General features: G+C 64.1%; 15 protein-coding genes. 3 read left to right on the top strand and 12 right to left on the bottom strand.

Features of this window, described 5'->3' with window-relative positions:
* Positions 1–176: 176 nt before the first annotated feature.
* Entirely contained in the window at positions 177–527 is a 351-nt protein-coding gene (locus tag RM2_RS14055; protein ID WP_139277771.1) for a hypothetical protein, read from the bottom strand.
* Positions 528–762: 235 nt separating this feature from the next.
* On the opposite strand from RM2_RS14055, the gene RM2_RS14060 reads away from it, so the two are divergent.
* Together RM2_RS14060 and RM2_RS14065 are read left to right on the top strand one after the other, a co-directional pair.
* Positions 763–2,109, top strand: a complete 1,347-nt coding sequence (locus tag RM2_RS14060; RefSeq protein WP_072690239.1) for a serine/threonine-protein kinase — start codon at positions 763–765, stop codon at positions 2,107–2,109.
* A 274-nt stretch (positions 2,110–2,383) separates the two neighbouring features.
* Complete coding sequence (locus RM2_RS14065; RefSeq protein WP_072690198.1) at positions 2,384–2,761, top strand: PH domain-containing protein; 378 nt, start codon at positions 2,384–2,386, stop codon at positions 2,759–2,761.
* Positions 2,762–2,791: 30 nt separating this feature from the next.
* Here the strand turns inward: RM2_RS14065 and RM2_RS14070 are convergent, their stop codons facing one another.
* The 8 genes from RM2_RS14070 to RM2_RS14105 all read right to left on the bottom strand — a co-directional run bounded on the left by RM2_RS14070 (position 2,792) and on the right by RM2_RS14105 (position 11,451).
* Positions 2,792–3,274 (bottom strand): adenosine-specific kinase, encoded by a 483-nt coding sequence (locus tag RM2_RS14070; RefSeq protein ID WP_072690199.1) that lies wholly within the window; start codon positions 3,272–3,274, stop codon positions 2,792–2,794.
* Positions 3,275–3,424: 150 nt separating this feature from the next.
* Complete coding sequence (locus RM2_RS14075; RefSeq protein ID WP_072690200.1) at positions 3,425–4,228, bottom strand: metal-dependent hydrolase; 804 nt, start codon at positions 4,226–4,228, stop codon at positions 3,425–3,427.
* Between the two features lie 160 nt (positions 4,229–4,388).
* On the bottom strand, positions 4,389–4,862 hold the full coding sequence (locus tag RM2_RS14080; protein WP_072690201.1) for a Dps family protein: 474 nt from the start codon (positions 4,860–4,862) through the stop codon (positions 4,389–4,391).
* 375 nt (positions 4,863–5,237) lie between these two features.
* Positions 5,238–6,707: a catalase gene (locus RM2_RS14085; RefSeq protein ID WP_072690202.1), complete on the bottom strand. Its 1,470-nt coding sequence runs from the start codon at positions 6,705–6,707 to the stop codon at positions 5,238–5,240.
* A 67-nt stretch (positions 6,708–6,774) separates the two neighbouring features.
* Positions 6,775–7,248, bottom strand: a complete 474-nt coding sequence (locus RM2_RS14090) for a Fur family transcriptional regulator (protein ID WP_072690203.1) — start codon at positions 7,246–7,248, stop codon at positions 6,775–6,777.
* A 32-nt stretch (positions 7,249–7,280) separates the two neighbouring features.
* Positions 7,281–8,765 carry a flavin-containing monooxygenase gene (locus RM2_RS14095; protein WP_072690240.1) on the bottom strand — a complete coding sequence of 495 codons (1,485 nt, stop codon included), beginning with the start codon at positions 8,763–8,765 and terminating at the stop codon, positions 7,281–7,283.
* Positions 8,766–9,156: 391 nt separating this feature from the next.
* Positions 9,157–9,375: a hypothetical protein gene (locus tag RM2_RS14100; protein WP_072690204.1), complete on the bottom strand. Its 219-nt coding sequence runs from the start codon at positions 9,373–9,375 to the stop codon at positions 9,157–9,159.
* A 291-nt stretch (positions 9,376–9,666) separates the two neighbouring features.
* Positions 9,667–11,451 (bottom strand): multicopper oxidase family protein, encoded by a 1,785-nt coding sequence (locus tag RM2_RS14105; protein WP_072690205.1) that lies wholly within the window; start codon positions 11,449–11,451, stop codon positions 9,667–9,669.
* A gap of 135 nt (positions 11,452–11,586) precedes the next feature.
* Between RM2_RS14105 and RM2_RS14110 the strand changes: the two genes are divergently transcribed.
* Complete coding sequence (locus RM2_RS14110) at positions 11,587–12,525, top strand: formylglycine-generating enzyme family protein (protein ID WP_072690206.1); 939 nt, start codon at positions 11,587–11,589, stop codon at positions 12,523–12,525.
* Between the two features lie 61 nt (positions 12,526–12,586).
* On the opposite strand, the gene RM2_RS14115 is transcribed toward RM2_RS14110, so the two are convergent.
* From RM2_RS14115 to RM2_RS14125, 3 genes are all read right to left on the bottom strand, one after another.
* Positions 12,587–13,249, bottom strand: a complete 663-nt coding sequence (locus tag RM2_RS14115; RefSeq protein ID WP_072690207.1) for a GAP family protein — start codon at positions 13,247–13,249, stop codon at positions 12,587–12,589.
* Positions 13,250–13,360: 111 nt separating this feature from the next.
* Positions 13,361–14,422: an aspartate-semialdehyde dehydrogenase gene (locus RM2_RS14120; protein WP_072690208.1), complete on the bottom strand. Its 1,062-nt coding sequence runs from the start codon at positions 14,420–14,422 to the stop codon at positions 13,361–13,363.
* Positions 14,423–14,425: 3 nt separating this feature from the next.
* Positions 14,426–15,691, bottom strand: a complete 1,266-nt coding sequence (locus tag RM2_RS14125; protein ID WP_072690209.1) for an aspartate kinase — start codon at positions 15,689–15,691, stop codon at positions 14,426–14,428.
* Between the last annotated feature and the right edge of the window lie 301 nt (positions 15,692–15,992).

Below are 15,992 nucleotides of genomic sequence, written 5' to 3' on the forward strand. Positions count from 1 at the left end.
TTGTATCCGCGACCACCACTCGGACGCATCGGTCAGCACCGTCGGTGGGAGCGCCTCGATCACGGCGTCCCACAGTTCGGCCGTGATACGGCTACCGCCCGAAGCAAGAGAAGGCTTCGTTCAGGACGAAGAGGTCGCGGGTTCACATCGCGCCACCCCGACAACGTGAGAGCAGGTCAGAAACCCTTTCCGCATCGAAGAGTGGCCTCTGGTGTATACGGGTCCGCGGCGGTTCGAGTACGGTCCCTCACGCTGCCCCCCCCGCAGGCCATGTCCAGCGGGTCCACCACAGCCTCGAAATCGTCTAGGAACTGATCGACATACGTGCCCGAGGTCAGGACGGCCGACTTGTGCACGAGCATCGGCGGGACCGCCTCGAGGTTCGCGCCCACGCCGACCGCAAGCGGGACCGCGGTGTGCCGAAGGTCGCGCAGGGTGATCGTCGGGGACTGTCTCGGGCAATCCTGATAGCCGCCACACCACCACCGCTGGCCTCGAACCGACATTTCGGGCCTGTCGTTTCCCACCGGCCGCTTCCCACTCGTCCCACGAATGCGCACATACACTGCCGGTAGACCTGCGGTGTCCCTTGATCAGGGCTCCGCTGCACTCCGGAGCGAAAGATGTGGCATACGAGGGCAGTTCACAAATCAAGCGCGGCACCACCGGAAGCTACGCCGTAGAATTCCGGAAAGGGAGGCGATCAACCTCCCCGGTGGACAGTCCCGCAGACGCGCCCATTTCAAGCGGCGGAGAATGACGATGCAATTTGGAGCCCTATTCGGCAGGTACCGCCTCGACCTTCCGCTGTCGGCGGATGCGACCGGCGAGGTCTGGGCAGCGTTCGACACGATCACGTATCGGCACGTCACCGTGCGGGCGCTGCCGCCGGAAATTACTGAGAACGACGAATACCGCGATCGTTTCGAACGAGAAGCCGACATCGCGGCGCACATCCGCAACCCGCATGTAATACCGATCCACGACTTCGGACAGATCGGCGACCGGCTCTTCCTCGCAACCCCGCACACTCAGGGCACCAACCTGCAAACGATGCTCCAGTCCACCGGCGCGATGGAGGTACCTCGAGCGGTCGACGTTGTCGAGCAGCTGGCGTCGGCGCTGGAGGCTGTGCGCGCGGCCGGAGTGGTCGAGCAGGGGTTGACGTCGGCAAACGTTCGCGTGCAGGACAGTGGGCTGATCTGTCTCACCGACGTCGGACTCCCCACGAATCCCGGCGAGGCGTCGGGGGTCTACGGTCTGACTACCGTCTTGTACGAGTGTCTCACCGGCATGCCGTTTCAGTCGTCGAGCGGAAGCGAGTCGCCGCCGCGCCCGTCATCGATGGTCTCGACGGTGCCCGTCGGCATGGACGCCGTGATCGCACGCGGAATGGCAGTCGACCCCGCACGGCGCTATCGGTCCGCGGGCGAGCTGGCCGCCGCCGCTCGCGCCGTCGCGACACCGACACAATCCGCCCTCGGGCTCACTCCCACGATCTCTCCGATCAACTGGAGCCGCCGTGCCATGGTCGCCGGCCTCTCGCTCGCGGCGATCATCGCCGTCGCGATCGTCGGCGGGATAATCATCGGGTCAGGATCGTCATCGCCCGACGTCGCCGGACCCGTCGCGTCGCCGACCTCGGCGCGGGCATCCTCGCCGACAGTGGCCAGTTCACCGACCGCCACAACCAATCCGACGGCTGCGGAGCAGGTACCACCAGTGCAAGCACCGCCGCCGACGGAGACGCAGCTGGCGGATACGCCTCCACCTCGGCAAGCCGCCCAACCAACACCAACTCCACACCCCGCACCGCAGGTACTGCCCTGCTACCCCGGCTACGAACACACCCCACCACCGGACGGGCCGTGCCTCCGACCCGGGTCACCACCTGCACCGGCACAAGCACCAGCGGCACCCGCACCGCAGGTACTGCCCTGCTACCCCGGCTACGAACACACCCCACCACCGGACGGGCCGTGCCTCCGACCCGGGTCACCACCTGCACCGGCACAAGCACCAGCGGCACCCTCACCGCAGGTACTGCCCTGCTACCCCGGCTACGAACACACCCCACCACCGGACGGGCCGTGCCTCCGTTCTCCCTGATCCAGCGGGGTCCGACCGGCGACAGTCCCTACCGGTGAACTGCTCGATTGCCCCGGAGATCCGGGCGAGCATGTGACGAATAGGTCGTGGGTTCAAATCCTTCGAACGAGTCGTATTCTGCTGGTGCGGAGTCTCCCACCGTTGGGCAACACCCGTCTGGCAGATGCCTTCGCAGTACAGCAGGAGGCGTACACCCGACAGCTACCGTGTCTCTCTCCCGTGGGCGTTCAGGCGCGCGTGAAACTCACCCGTCCAAGCTGGCTAGGGTATGCCCATGATCGACTTCAACAACAACGCGACGTTCGCCAAACTCGCCCCGTCGGATCCCAACGCCGCCTGGGAGGCCCTTCAAGGAATCCTCGTCCCTGACGAAGAGATCCACCTGGCATTCAGAGGCGTGCGAGACTCGGTCACCTTCACCAACAAGCGCATCGTCACGCTCAATGTGCAGGGCATAACCGGAAAGAAGAAGGACTACACCTCTCTGCCGTACAGCCGCATCCAAGCGTTCTCTGTAGAGACAGCCGGAATATTCGATCTCGACTCCGAGCTCGACCTCTGGTTCAGCGGCCTGGGTATGGTCCGCCTCGAGTTCAACCGTGACGTCGACATCCGATCCGTGAACCACTTCATCGCGAATCGCGTGCTCTGACGACACGGGTCGTTGTTGGGTTGAGGGCGCTCAGAGCTTGTAACCGATAGTGCGGAGCAATGCCTTGCGGTCGGCGACATCGGCACTCGTCTCCACGCCGGCAGGCGGGCGCCCATCGATCACACCGGCAATGCCCCGGCCGAGCTCCGTCTCGGCCACGATGATCTCCACGGGGTTGGCCGTAGCGCAGAAGATGCCGCACACCTCTGGTACCTGCTTCACCGTGTTCAGAATGTTCACCGGATAGCCGTCCTCCACGAACACGAAGAACGAGTGGCCCGCGCCGACAGCAAGCGCATTGCGCGTGGCCAACTCGACGAGACGATCGTCGTTGCCCGAGCAACGCACCAGGCGCGGCCCGGAGGCTTCGCAGAACGCCACACCGAACCGGAGGTGCGGACTCACTCCAGCCAATGCTTCATGCAGGTCCTCGACGGTCTTGATGAAGTGGGACTGCCCGACGACCACGTTCATGTCGTCGGGTTTGTCCACCGCCACGATGTGCAGTTCCACGATCGCCTCCTCCGATGCCTGCGATTTGGCAGACCAGCGTCGATAACCAGTCTGCCTCGCTCCGGCAAAGACTACAACGACAGTGACGCGAGCGCGACCACCGGCGCGATACTGTCCGCGAGGACCTGGCGAGCATGCTTGCGGCCTGACTCAGCGCTGCAAGGGCATGAATGCGTCGTAGATCGCCTGCGGCGCGCCGTCGATGGTCCAGACGACCATCAGACCGACGGCCACGGTGAGGGCGGGCCCGAGCACAACCTTCTCGAAGGCCCCGCCCGCCCTGATCGACAGGAAGGACGGCAACCGTAACTCCCACCACCGCTCCTTGCCCACGGTGAGGAACGGGGCGAGGAACGGCACGCCGTCCTTCGTGATCGCGTCCCCGAGACAGTGGGTGACGCAACCGAGCGCCACCGCGACGCCGAGCCCGGTGGAGCCCGCTTCGGTGGGATACATCTGCCACGTCAAGGCAGACAGGACAGCAGCCACCGCCGAAACCGCGAGCCAGCCCTTTTCTTTGGCCAACTCACCGGCAAGACCGCGGAGTGCGAGGCCGAGGAAGATGAAGAGCGTGGCGATGATGGCGGGTTTTCCGAACTGAACGACCAGCGCCGTCACCCCCGCCCCGACACCGACCGCGAACAGCGCGGTGTGGGTGAGCGTGCGGTGCCCGCCGCGCCGCTTTCCGTCGCGTTTGCCTCTCGTGAGGGTGTAGAAACCTAGCGACAGCGCGTCGACACCCTTGGCAAGGACGTTACTGACCGGTCCGAAGGAACGCGAAACGGTGGACTGGGTCGTGTCGAGGTCCGGGAGCAACGCCGCTCCCGCACACACGGCCGCGAACGTGAACGTCTCGGCCGTGGAGGTGGGTCCACCCCAGTCGGGCGGAAGCAGATCTGAGACCGCCAGACCGACGGCAGCACCGGACATTGCATGAGTGGGACCCATCACCATGGAAGACAGCACCTTTCGAACCCGGCCCGGGACACGGTCATCCGAGCCGGCGCCCTGGCACCGCCCAACCTAGCAACGTCACCCGACACCGCCGTCGCCGACCGTGAGTGTTCGTCGACCGCTTAGCGGTTGACGAACACTCACAGGCTGCGGAGCGTTCTCAGGCGATCTGCGCCTGCCACATCCAGTGCAACTGCTCGAGTCGCGCGGTGATGGAGATCAGCAGGTCCTGAGTGACCGGGTCGGCCTTCTCCGTGGACGTGATGCGATTGCGGAGGCGATCGATGAGGGCTGCGAGGTTACCGACGATCGACGCGATGATCTCGGAGTCCTTGGTCCAGCCGTCGCCGATGCCCTTGGTACCCGAATCTCTTGCGACCGTGGCCGCGCGACCGTCGGGGCTGACACCGATCGCAGTGGCCCGCTCGGCCGCTTCGTCGGTGAAGTCACGCGCCGCGGCCACCAGTTCGTCGAGTGCGAGGTGCACCGACCGGAAATTCTGTCCGATCACGTTCCAGTGGGCCTGCTTCGCAATCAGGCTCAGGTCGATCAGGTCGACGACGGTCGCTTGCAGCGCGTCGCCCACGATCTTCTGCTGGTCATTGTCGAGTGTGCTCGTGATGGGGTTACTCATTGCGAGCGCCCTCCCTTCGGTTCGGTTTCTTCGACGCCGGTATGTTCGGCGCGCAACGGAGTTTCTTACTTGTCGACGATCTTGGTGACACCGCCGTTCCTCCTGTGACCGGAGACACACTCGAAATGGACCCTCCGGATACAACTTGGAAACACTGCGCACCTGCCGGGCATTCGTTACCTCCCAGGGAGGATGATGGAGTTGGCACCATGGCGAATGTTCGTGAAGCGTGCGTTGTGCAGTCGGGCGAAGGAGGATGTCATGGAAACCGCGATCGTGTTCGTTCTCGCCTTGCTGGTCTATTGGTGGGGCCTGCTCTGAGCCTTCCCTGGGCATTCCCTGGGTATTCCCCAATGCCTTCCCTAACCAAACAAATCAGCTCTGGTTCTGCCCGTCTCGGACACCGAGTTCCACTCGCTTGCCCAAGTCTGCGTCGACGTTCTTCCAGTACTCGAAGACCCGCAGCAACACAGATTCGCTGACACCGCCGAGCGCGTGACCGACGATGTTGTTCACCAGGCGGTCGCGTTCGTCGTCGCTCAGCACCTTGCGGACAAGTGTGCCCGCCTGCGTGAAGTCACCGTCCTCGGAGTGCTCGACGTAGTCGGCGCGCACCGACTCACCGTCGAACGCCCACATACCCTCGTCGCCGGCCAGGGAGGCGTCGGCGTGCGGTCCGCCGTAGGAGTTCGGCGCGTACACCGGGGTCTCGGGTGAATTGGTGGCGTACCGCATCGCGCCGTCCTGCGAGTACGAGTTCACCTGATTCCTGGGTGCGTTGACGGGTAACTGCGCGTAGTTTGCGCCGATCCGGTACCGATGAGCGTCAGCGTAGGAGAAGACGCGTCCGAGCAGCATCTTGTCGGGCGAGAAGCCGATTCCCGGAACCACATTTGACGGTTCGAACGACGCCTGCTCGATCTGGGCGAAGAAGTTGTCTGGGTTACGGTTGAGGGTCCACTTGCCGACCTCGATCAGCGGATAGTCCTTCTGTGACCAGACCTTGGTGAGGTCAAACGGGTTGAAGCGGTAACCTTCAGCTTCGTCGACCGGCATGACCTGGACCTTCAGCGTCCAACTCGGGAGCTCTCCGCGGGCGATGCTGCCGTACAGGTCGGCGCGGTGGTGATCGGGGTCGTTGCCGGCCAGCATGTCCGCCTCGTCCTGTGTGAGGAATTCGATGCCCTGATCGGTCTTGAAGTGGTACTTCACCCAGAACCGCTCGCCCTGGGCGTTGACCCACTGATACGTGTGCGAGCCGAATCCGTCCATGTGACGCCATGTCTTCGGGATTCCGCGGTCACCCATCAGCCAGGTCACCTGGTGCGCAGTCTCGGGCCGCAGCGTCCAGAAGTCCCACTGCATGTTGTGGTCACGCAGTCCGGAGCCAGGCATGCGCTTCTGTGAATGTATGAAGTCCGGGAACTTGATCGGGTCCTTGATGAAGAACACGGGTGTGTTGTTGCCGACGAGGTCGTAGTTTCCGTCCTCGGTGTAGAACTTCATTGCAAAGCCCCGCGGGTCACGCCAGGTGTCCGGGCTGCCCTGCTCGCCGGCCACGGTGGAGAAACGCACCAGCGACTCGGTCTTGGCACCCGGCTGGAACAGCTTGGCCTTCGTGTACCGGCTCACGTCATGGGTGACCACCAGTTCACCGAACGCACCACCGCCCTTGGCGTGGACGACGCGCTCCGGAACACGCTCACGGTTGAACTGCGCAAGCTTTTCGATGAGGTAGTGGTCGTGCAGCAGGATTGGGCCTCGAGGTCCCGCGGTGAGTGATTCGTTGTCACTAGAGACCGGGATTCCAACGTTGGTGGTAGTCGCGCGCTGCGTTTCGGGCATGGCAAAGCCTCCAGGTTGCATCTGATGAGACGTGTGTCGATGGGGCGGACGGGTCAGGACGCGGCTGTCATCCCGATTCCTTTCTGTCCATCGGTCTGGCACTGGGAGCAGAGCCCCCAGAAGCGGTCTGGCACTGGGAGCAGAGCCCCCAGAAGACGACCTCGGCTTCGTCGATCTCGAAACCGTGGGACTGCGACGGCTCGAGGCACGGCGCCTCGCCGACTGCGCAGTCCACGTCCACGACGGTTCCGCAACCGCGGCACACAAGGTGGTGATGGTTGTCTCCGGTACGGGTCTCGAACCGCGCGGGTGAACCCGCAGGCTCGATTCGGCGAAGCAGGCCGGCGGTTGTGCATGCTCTCAGAACGTCATACACCGCCTGAGTGGAGACCGAACCCAGCTCGCCACGTACTACGGCCGCAATGTCGTCGACGTCCGAATGCGGCCGCATGGCCACCGTATTCAACACTGCAACTCGTGGCGCAGTGACACGCAAGCCCGCGCTGCGCAGTTGCCCTCGGGGATCGATATCGTGTCGCATATCGCAAAGCCTGGCACCTAATTTGGAATTAGTCAAGAAAAGGAAGGTCCCATACGCCGGGAGATGTAATTCTCCTCGTCGAATCGCTGCATCTGAGCACGAAACTTCCAGGTGAAGGTCGGCCACTGAACCGAGTTGCGCCCCTCGGAGTCGTAGTACCAACTCGAGCACCCGCCTTTGTTCCAGACCGTCTTCTCCAGTGCAGACTGGATCCGGGTGTTGTACCGGCGCTGCGCGTCCTCGGTGACCTCGAAAGACGCTATCGCGCTCTGACGCATCACCTTCAAAGCATCAATGACATAAGTGGACTGCGACTCGAGCATGTAGATGATGGAACTGTGACCGAGGTTGGTGTTCGGCCCGTACATCAAGAATAGGTTGGGAAAGCCGGCGACCGTAGCGCCCTTGTACGCACTTGGACTGCCGTTCCAGTGCTCGGCGAGCGTGCGACCATTCGACCCGCGCAGCGCGTGCGCGACGGGCGGTTCGGTGGGAGTGAACCCCGTCGCGAAAATGATCGTGTCGACCTTGTGCTCGTTGCCTGCCGCATCGACGACCCCGTCCGGCGTGACGCCGGCGAGTCCGGCATCGACCAACGTGACGTCGGGGCGGTCGAGTGTGCGGAGCCAGTCGTTCGACAAGAGAATCCGCTTGCAGCCGATCGTGAAAACAGGGGTGAGCTTCCGGCGCAGTTCGGGATCGCGGACCTGCCGGAGCAGATGCGCCTTGGCCGCAGCCTCGAAAACTGGCAACAGTCCGGTTGCGTGCTGGAGCAAACCACCGAGCGCCTCGCGCAGGCTGTACACGGACCCCCGCACAGCCTTCTGCACCCACGGGATCCGGCGATACAGGTACTTCTCGAGGCCGAAGAGTTCGCGGTCGAGACGCGGAATGACCCACGCCGGGGTGCGTTGAAACACGGTGAGATGCTTCGTTGCAGACTCTATTTCGGGCACAAATTGCACCGCCGACGCCCCGGTGCCGATAACAGCGACACGCTCACCTCGGAGGTTGTGGTCGTGGTTCCACTTGGCGGAATGAAACGAGGTACCGCCGAACGTCTCGAGACCGGGAATATCTGGATAGCTGGGCGTCGACAACGCACCGGTCGCGACCACGAGCACGTCGGCGGTCAACGTGCCGCTGCTTGTCCGCACGGCCCACAAGGCCTTGCTGTCATCCCACTGCGCTTCCTGGAGTTCACATTCGGTCACCACCCGGTCGAGGACCCCAGTATCGGCCGCGACCTGCCTGAGATAGCGGTAGATCTCTGGTTGGCGGGCGAATATGTGGCTCCATTCCGCGCTCGGTGCGAACGAGAACGAGTACAGCGAAGTCGGAACGTCGCAGGCGCAACCGGGATAGGTGTTGTCGCGCCACGTCCCGCCGACGTCGTTGCCGCGTTCGATGACCAAGACATCGGCCTGGGACTGCTCCCGGAGGATCCGAGCCGCGAGGCCCAAACCCGCGAAACCCGCGCCCACGATCAAGGTTTGTACGTGCTTCGGCATATTCACTGCTGCCGCGTCAGAGGCCACACAAGCACTGTAAGCCGGAAACCGGAAGCCAGTCCAGAATGCGTTCAGGTTCTCGCGGAGTCCTTGACGTTTGTTGCGTGCATCAAGTTTGTTGCGTGCATCAAACTGAATGGGCGGTGCCCGCCGGTTGAATCCGCCCACCATCGGATCCTCGAACCACGTGCCGATCCACCATCGAAACTGCTAGGGGAGAAACGGTCAGCATGTCCGAAGTCCGAGGTGGCGAATCCGCGTACGTTGCATCCGGCAATGCCGGTTGTGGGCTTCGAATCGGTAGAAGGTGATGACATCCCCGAAAGTTCACGGGCCGAGAAAGCTACCGCGGTTCGTTGTCGGTTTACCCGTGATGGGGTGATGCCGGAGCCGCGGCCTAGGCCGGAGGGGTGAGTGCTCCAATGATGGATGACCCGATGTCGGCAATCCCGATCGCGACGGACCCCAGCACGGCAGACCCCAGCACGGATCGCCCGATGTCGGATGACCCGGTTCCGGATGCCGGAGCGGCAGACGCAGGGGCGGCAGACGCCACCCCGAACCCGACGCTCGCAATGGCGAGAGTAGCTGCGACGGTGGTGATCTTACGGGTCATGCTCAAAATTTGGCCTCTCATTTGATGACTGCGTGCGGCGGCGACTGAAATATGCACCGCGGCGCCATGCAGATGTTGGGGACACTATTGCACACAAGAATGATTGACAGCCGGTTGGGGACGTTGCAGCTGAAAGGGCCCAACCTCGCCGTGGGATCAGGATCTGCACGCCCGCGGGCGCCCGTTGGTGTCCGTCAGCCGGACTGCTCGCTGGTCCCGCCCATACCTCGAAGCGACGAGTTCTGACGGATGTCGGCCCTTGGAAGCGTCGGATCGCCGACATCCGTCCTATCAGGGGACGAGTCGGTATCGCAGCATCATGTCGTGGTCCTCGTGGTCGAGCATGTGACAGTGCCACACGTAGCCCTGCAACGGACGGGACGGCTCCGAGGGATGCCCGCCGCCGGAGTGGTCCATCGACTCCCCCGACATCCCGAACGTCGCGTCGGGGTCGAAGCCGAGTTCGTCGGCGGTCGGGAAACGGACGATCACCCGGGTGACGGAGTTGGCGTCGGCGATGACGGTGTCCTTGAAGCCCGTCTCCCACGGTTGAGGCCGCAGGACAGGACCCATGGTGAACTGATCCGGGGATGGTGTCCACCTCGTCCCGACCGGCGGAAGCGGATACCCCGACATCAGCGCGTTCGTGTCGATCGCCTGCCTGCCTGCCACCCGGAACGTCACGAGATGCAGGTGGATCGGGTGCGGCTCGGGAGTGACGTTGACGATGTTCCACTGCTCGACGGTTCCCTGCCGCGGCATCTCGATGTCATCGGTGGTGTAGAGCAGGTTGTTCAGCGACATCAGCGGAGCCGGCCGGCCCGGCCCGCTCGCGAGTTGCAGTACCGAGACGTTGCGCACCACTGTGGGTTGCGCAATTGCCGGGAGCAGCGCGGGACCACGGCTTCCGCCGCGCAGGCTCTGGGGCACCGGACCCGTGAAACCCGCCGCCGAACCAACTAGGAACCGGCAGAACTGCGGCATGATCTGCACCCCGCGCTGCGCAACCTGGGCCGGGATGGGCTCGTCGTTGCGCAACTCGACCGTGGTTCCAGACTCAAGCATCCCGAAGTCCACAAGCAGATCGACGCTTTCGCCGGGCCCGAGCCGTACATGGTCGACCGACGCGGGGGCGTCGAGAAGTCCACCTCCGGCACCGATCACCCAGAACCTCATCCGGTTCTCGAAAAAGAGGTTCCACACACTGAACGACGCGGCATTCACCATGCGCAGCCGATACAGGCCGCGCGCCACCTCGAGTTCAGGCCACACCTTGCCGTTCACCACGCCGACATCGCCGGGCGTAGCCGGTTCCCAGCTGCCCGGTGGGTTCAACGGATTCGAGCGCACACTCTGCCGTCCGTCATTGGTGAAGTTCTTGTCCTGCAAAATCAACGGTAGTTCGAACTCACCCGAAGGCAGACCCAGCGGGTTGTCGCCGGCGCCGGTATCGTGCTCATCCCGCAGTAGATACATCCCTGCCAGACCGGCGTAGATGTTGAGACGGGTGACACCCATGGCGTGGTCGTGATACCAGAGTGTGCTGGCATCCTGGCGATTAGGGAACTGATGCGTCATCCCCTGCCCCGGTCGCATCGTGTGCTCCGGATGCCCGTCGAACTCTGGTGGCGTCCTGCCGCCGTGCAGGTGCAGCGACGTCGGGACCTGGGTTCGGTCCTGCTCGGTGACGCCGTGTAACCGCGTGTCGACGTCTGCGGCGAAAGGGTTGCTCGTGATGTCGTTGCGGTAGGTGAGCGACGTCTGCTCGCCGACGTGCGCCTCGATGGTCGGACCGAGGTAGTCCAAGCCGCCGTAACCGAGTGCGGGAGAAGGCGGAAGGTCGGGATGAAAGAGGTGCGCCGTACTAGCGGCATGTACCTCGATGCCGGTCCCCCCCAGTACCGGGAGCGGCGGCAACTGTTCGCGAAACGGCTCGAGGTGCGGCGACGAGAAGACGAACGGGCGAAACGGGTCGATGTCGAACGGGAAGGCCCTCGCCGGCGCGGCGGCCGCGGCGCCGAGTCCCGCTGTCAGAGCCAGCCCTCGAACGAACGATCTACGCGGAATCGGTCCCATTCGGGTGCGCCCCCTGCTCGGTGAGAACGAAGTTGCGAGGTCAGTAGCCGACGGTACCGCACCTCAACCGTCGACCACTCAGGATTGTGGACGCCTTTGCCCCCCGAGCACCGCTCGACGTGCAAACCTGATCCCATGACTCGTGCGGCTCCGAAGAACATGGCCTGGATTCCTGGAGGAACATTCTGGATGGGTTCGGAGGATTTCTATCCCGAGGAACGTCCCGTCCACCAGGTGAACGTCGATGGGTTCTGGATGGACTCGCATCAGGTCACCGTCGCCGAGTTCCGTCGTTTCGTGAAGGACACCGGTCACGTCACTACCGCTGAAATCGCCCCCGACCCCGCACAGTACCCAGGCGCGGACCCCTCGCTGCTCGTGCCTGGATCTCTGGTGTTCACCCCGACGGCGGGACCCGTCCCCCTGGACGACTACACCCGATGGTGGTCGTTCATGCCGGGCGCCGACTGGCGTCACCCAGAGGGTCCGGGAAGTAACGTCGGCGGACGCGAACGGCATCCCGTCACCCAGGTGTCGTGGTTCGACGCGCGTGCGTACGCAGCGTGGGCGGGCAAAGACCTTCCCACCGAGGCGGAGTGGGAGTTCGCGGCGCGCGGCGGCCTCGACCGGCAGCCCTTCGTGTGGGGCGACGAGCACGAGCCCGGCGGCAAGCCCAGCGCGAACGTGTGGCAAGGACAGTTTCCGTGGGAGAACCTACTCGAGGACGGGTATGCCGGAACGTCACCGGTCGGCCAGTTCCGGCCCAATGGCTACGAGCTCAGTGACATGGCCGGCAACGTGTGGGAGTGGACCACCGACCATTTCACGGCTGATCATTCCGAGAGCGGGAAGAACACCGCGGCGGCCAGCTCCTGCTGCATCCCCAGCAACCCGCGCGTCGACACTGCACGGGTGGAGAACTCCGGCGAGCCCTACGCTCGTCGGGTTATCAAGGGCGGCTCCCACCTCTGTGCGCCCAACTACTGCCTCCGTTACCGTCCTTCCGCGAGGCAGGGCGACACCGAGGAGACGTCCACCTGCCATATCGGCTTCCGGTGCATAATCCATCCGTGACCGGCCCTGGCGTTCTCAGGTGGCGAGGAACACCACCCGGACAGTGAAATCGCCGGGTGCGTCAGAACCCGCCGACACCCTTGCCCAGGACGACGGCACCAATTACCAGCAGCAGCACGCTCATCACTGCCGCGTTGTTGGCCTGGAGCCAGGCTCGCACATCGTTCAGGGTCCCTCGCATCTTGTCCGCGGCGACGGCGTAGGCGATCACTGGGATCAGCACTGTCGACCCGGCGAGTACGGTGTAGACGACGAGGGCCCCGATCTGCCCACCGCCGCTCACCCCGGCAGAGCCGATCGCGACGCCTGCAGACACGCAGAGCAGCAGGTTCTTGGGATTCACTGCGACCAGCGCAAATCCGAGCCCCGTCGACTTCACGAAGTTCAGGTCGTCGATGGCCCGCATCCACCTGGGTGGTTCCGAGTCGGCATCGCGACTTCGCCACTGCCGTGCCGCGAGCAGGAGCAATAGTGCGCCGAGGACAACCCTCACCCACGACGCAGCCGCTGACTGCTCGTCGGAGTCGGAGGTGTCGATGCCCCCGGCGACGAGCACGAAAATGGCTGTCACGATAAGAATGCCGGCAATCCAGCCCAGACCGAAGCCCGCGCTGGCACCGCCCGCACGTGCCGACAGCAACATCAGGATGACGGCGATGATCGGTATCGGCGAGATCGCGACACCCACCGCAAGCGGTAACAACTGTCCGATGGCAGGGCCCATGGTCCCAACCGTAAGGGGCAGCGCGTGACGTGCGCCTCGCACAACTCGGGTGAACCCACGTGAGTGGCAAAGTGCGCCGTAGCGGACTTTGGCCGCTCACGTGGGGGGAGATCAGACCAGTAGTTCGGCGATCTGAATGGTGTTGAGGGCGGCACCCTTACGCAGGTTGTCGCCCGACACGAACAGCGCGAGTCCACGACCCTCGGGAACACCCGGATCCTGACGGATGCGGCCGACCAGCGAGTGGTCGCTGCCCGCAGCCTGGAGCGGGGTGGGCACGTCCACAAGCTTCACACCAGGAGCGTTCGCGAGAAGCTCCTGCGCACGCTCCACCGACAGCGGACGCTCGAACTCGGCGTTGATCGACAGCGAATGACCCGTGATCACGGGGACGCGGACGCACGTGCCCGACACCAGGAGGTCCGGCAACCCCAGGATCTTGCGGCTCTCGTTGCGGAGTTTCTGATCCTCGTCCGTCTCACCGCTGCCGTCGTCGACGATAGAACCGGCGAGCGGCAGCACGTTGAAGGCGATGGGCGCGACGTACTTGTTCGGGGCCGGGAAATCGACGGCGCCGCCGTCGTGTACCAGTTTCTCGGCGTCGCCGATGGCGGCACGGGCCTGGCCCAACAACTCCTCGACACCAGCGATACCACTACCGGACACCGCCTGATAGCTCGACACGATGAGCCGCTGCAGCCCGGCCTCGTCGTGCAGGACCTTCAACACCGGCATCGCAGCCATCGTGGTGCAGTTGGGATTGGCGATGATGCCCTTCGGCGGGTTTTTCGCCTGCTGTGGGTTTACCTCGCTCACGACCAGCGGGACGTCGGGGTCCTTACGGAACGCAGACGAGTTGTCTACGACCGTGGCACCGGCCGCCGCGAACCGCGGAGCCTGCTCCCGAGACAGCGTCGCGCCGGCCGAGAACAGGGCGATATCGATGCCCTTCAAGTCCTCATCGGACACTTCCGCTGCGTCCTCGACGACAATCTGCTCCCCGCGGAACGGCAACTTCTTGCCCGCCGACCTCGCGGAGGCGAAGAATCGCACCTTGTCTGCGGGGAAGTTCCGCTCCTCGAGGAGCGCGCGCATGACGATGCCGACCTGTCCGGTGGCACCGACGACCGCGACAGTCACATGCGCCGTAGCTTCGCTCGCCTGATTGGTCATCGTCTACCGTCCTGTTCCTGCGTGCACGACGGCGTCTTCGTCGCCGCCGAGGTCAAAAGCGTCGTGGATAGCCCCGACGGCCTTGTCCAGTTCCGTGTCCTTCACCAGTACCGAGATGCGGATCTCGGAGGTCGAAATGAGGTCGATGTTGATTCCGGCGTCCGCGAGGGCCTCGCAGAACGTGGCGGTGACGCCGGGGTGGCTCTTCATTCCCGCGCCGACCAGCGACACCTTGCCTATGTGGTCGTCGAAGAGCACCTGCGTGAAGCCGATCTTCTCCTGCAGCTTAGACAGCTTCTCGACGGCGCGCGGGCCATCCGCGGTAGGCAGGGTGAACGTGATGTCGGTCTTGCCAGTCTCGACCTTGGAGACGTTCTGTAGCACCATGTCGATGTTGATCTCCGCCTCGGCGACTGCGCGGAAGACCTGCGCCGCGTAGCCCGGGGTGTCGGGCAGCCCGGCAACGGTGATCTTGGACTCGCCGCGATCGTGCGCGACTCCGGTGATGATTGCCTCTTCCACGGGAATGTCCTCCATCGATCCGGACACGATGGTGCCCGGTTTGGTCGTGTATGACGAGCGGACGTGCACAGGCACGTTGTAGCGGCGGGCGTACTCGACGCAGCGGAGCATGAGCACCTTCGCGCCGCAGGCTGCCAGTTCGAGCATCTCCTCGAACGAGACCGTCTCGAGACGCTGCGCATCGGGGACGATGCGCGGATCGGCGGTGAAGATTCCGTCCACGTCCGTGTAGATCTCGCAGACATCTGCCTCGAGGGCTGCGGCGAGCGCCACCGCAGTGGTATCAGAACCTCCGCGGCCGAGCGTCGTCACATCCTTGCTGTCCTGGCTGACACCCTGAAATCCGGCGACCAGGACGATCGAGCCCTCGTCTAGCGCATTCCGGACGCGGCCCGGCGTGACATCGATGATCTTGGCGTTGCCGTGCGCGCCGGTGGTGATGACGCCCGCCTGCGAGCCCGTGAACGAACGAGCCTCCGCACCAAGCGAATGAATCGCCATTGCCACGAGAGAATTGGAGATGCGCTCACCAGAGGTCAGCAGCATGTCCATTTCACGAGCTGGCGGGGCTGGACACACCTGCTGAGCCAGATCGAGCAGCTCGTCGGTGGTGTCCCCCATCGCTGAAACCACGACGACGACATCATTGCCGGCCTTCTTGGTCTCGACGATCCGTTCAGCCACTCGTCGGATTCTCTCGGCGGTTGCCACCGAGGATCCGCCGTACTTTTGGACGACGAGAGCCACGCGTTTCTACCTCCAGGTCGATGAATCTGTACTGGTCCAGCTGTCGAGCTTACCGGCGCGGTCCAATCCCACCCTGGGTGAGTCCGCACGCACGCCTATCCGAACACCGTGTTCGCGGCGTCCGCGACCGTCTCCACGGACGCGCAGTTCGGCCCGTGAACAGTGACGACCGCACTCGCGTGAGACGAGCCTGCGAGTGAACTCGTCGACATCCGTATCAGGTCGGGTGATATCGGTCGCACCCTCTGTCGAGGCGACTATAGGCAGCGGTCGCCGACCGGCTTCGGCGTGGCGAGCGCGG

Source organism: Rhodococcus marinonascens NBRC 14363 (assembly GCF_001894885.1).
Taxonomy (GTDB): Bacteria; Actinomycetota; Actinomycetes; order Mycobacteriales; family Mycobacteriaceae; genus Rhodococcus_F; species Rhodococcus_F marinonascens.

What these genes read in the sequence shown, in the direction of transcription:
- RM2_RS14060 (WP_072690239.1), top strand. Translation starts at nt 763, where the DNA reads ATGCAATTTGGAGCCCTATTCGGCAGGTACCGCCTCGACCTTCCGCTG.
- RM2_RS14065 (WP_072690198.1), top strand. Translation starts at nt 2,384, where the DNA reads ATGATCGACTTCAACAACAACGCGACGTTCGCCAAACTCGCCCCGTCG.
- RM2_RS14075 (WP_072690200.1), bottom strand. Translation starts at nt 4,228, where the DNA reads ATGGTGATGGGTCCCACTCATGCAATGTCCGGTGCTGCCGTCGGTCTG.
- RM2_RS14080 (WP_072690201.1), bottom strand. Translation starts at nt 4,862, where the DNA reads ATGAGTAACCCCATCACGAGCACACTCGACAATGACCAGCAGAAGATC.
- RM2_RS14085 (WP_072690202.1), bottom strand. Translation starts at nt 6,707, where the DNA reads ATGCCCGAAACGCAGCGCGCGACTACCACCAACGTTGGAATCCCGGTC.
- RM2_RS14090 (WP_072690203.1), bottom strand. Translation starts at nt 7,248, where the DNA reads ATGCGACACGATATCGATCCCCGAGGGCAACTGCGCAGCGCGGGCTTG.
- RM2_RS14100 (WP_072690204.1), bottom strand. Translation starts at nt 9,375, where the DNA reads ATGACCCGTAAGATCACCACCGTCGCAGCTACTCTCGCCATTGCGAGC.
- RM2_RS14105 (WP_072690205.1), bottom strand. Translation starts at nt 11,451, where the DNA reads ATGGGACCGATTCCGCGTAGATCGTTCGTTCGAGGGCTGGCTCTGACA.
- RM2_RS14110 (WP_072690206.1), top strand. Translation starts at nt 11,587, where the DNA reads ATGACTCGTGCGGCTCCGAAGAACATGGCCTGGATTCCTGGAGGAACA.
- RM2_RS14115 (WP_072690207.1), bottom strand. Translation starts at nt 13,249, where the DNA reads ATGGGCCCTGCCATCGGACAGTTGTTACCGCTTGCGGTGGGTGTCGCG.
- RM2_RS14120 (WP_072690208.1), bottom strand. Translation starts at nt 14,422, where the DNA reads ATGACCAATCAGGCGAGCGAAGCTACGGCGCATGTGACTGTCGCGGTC.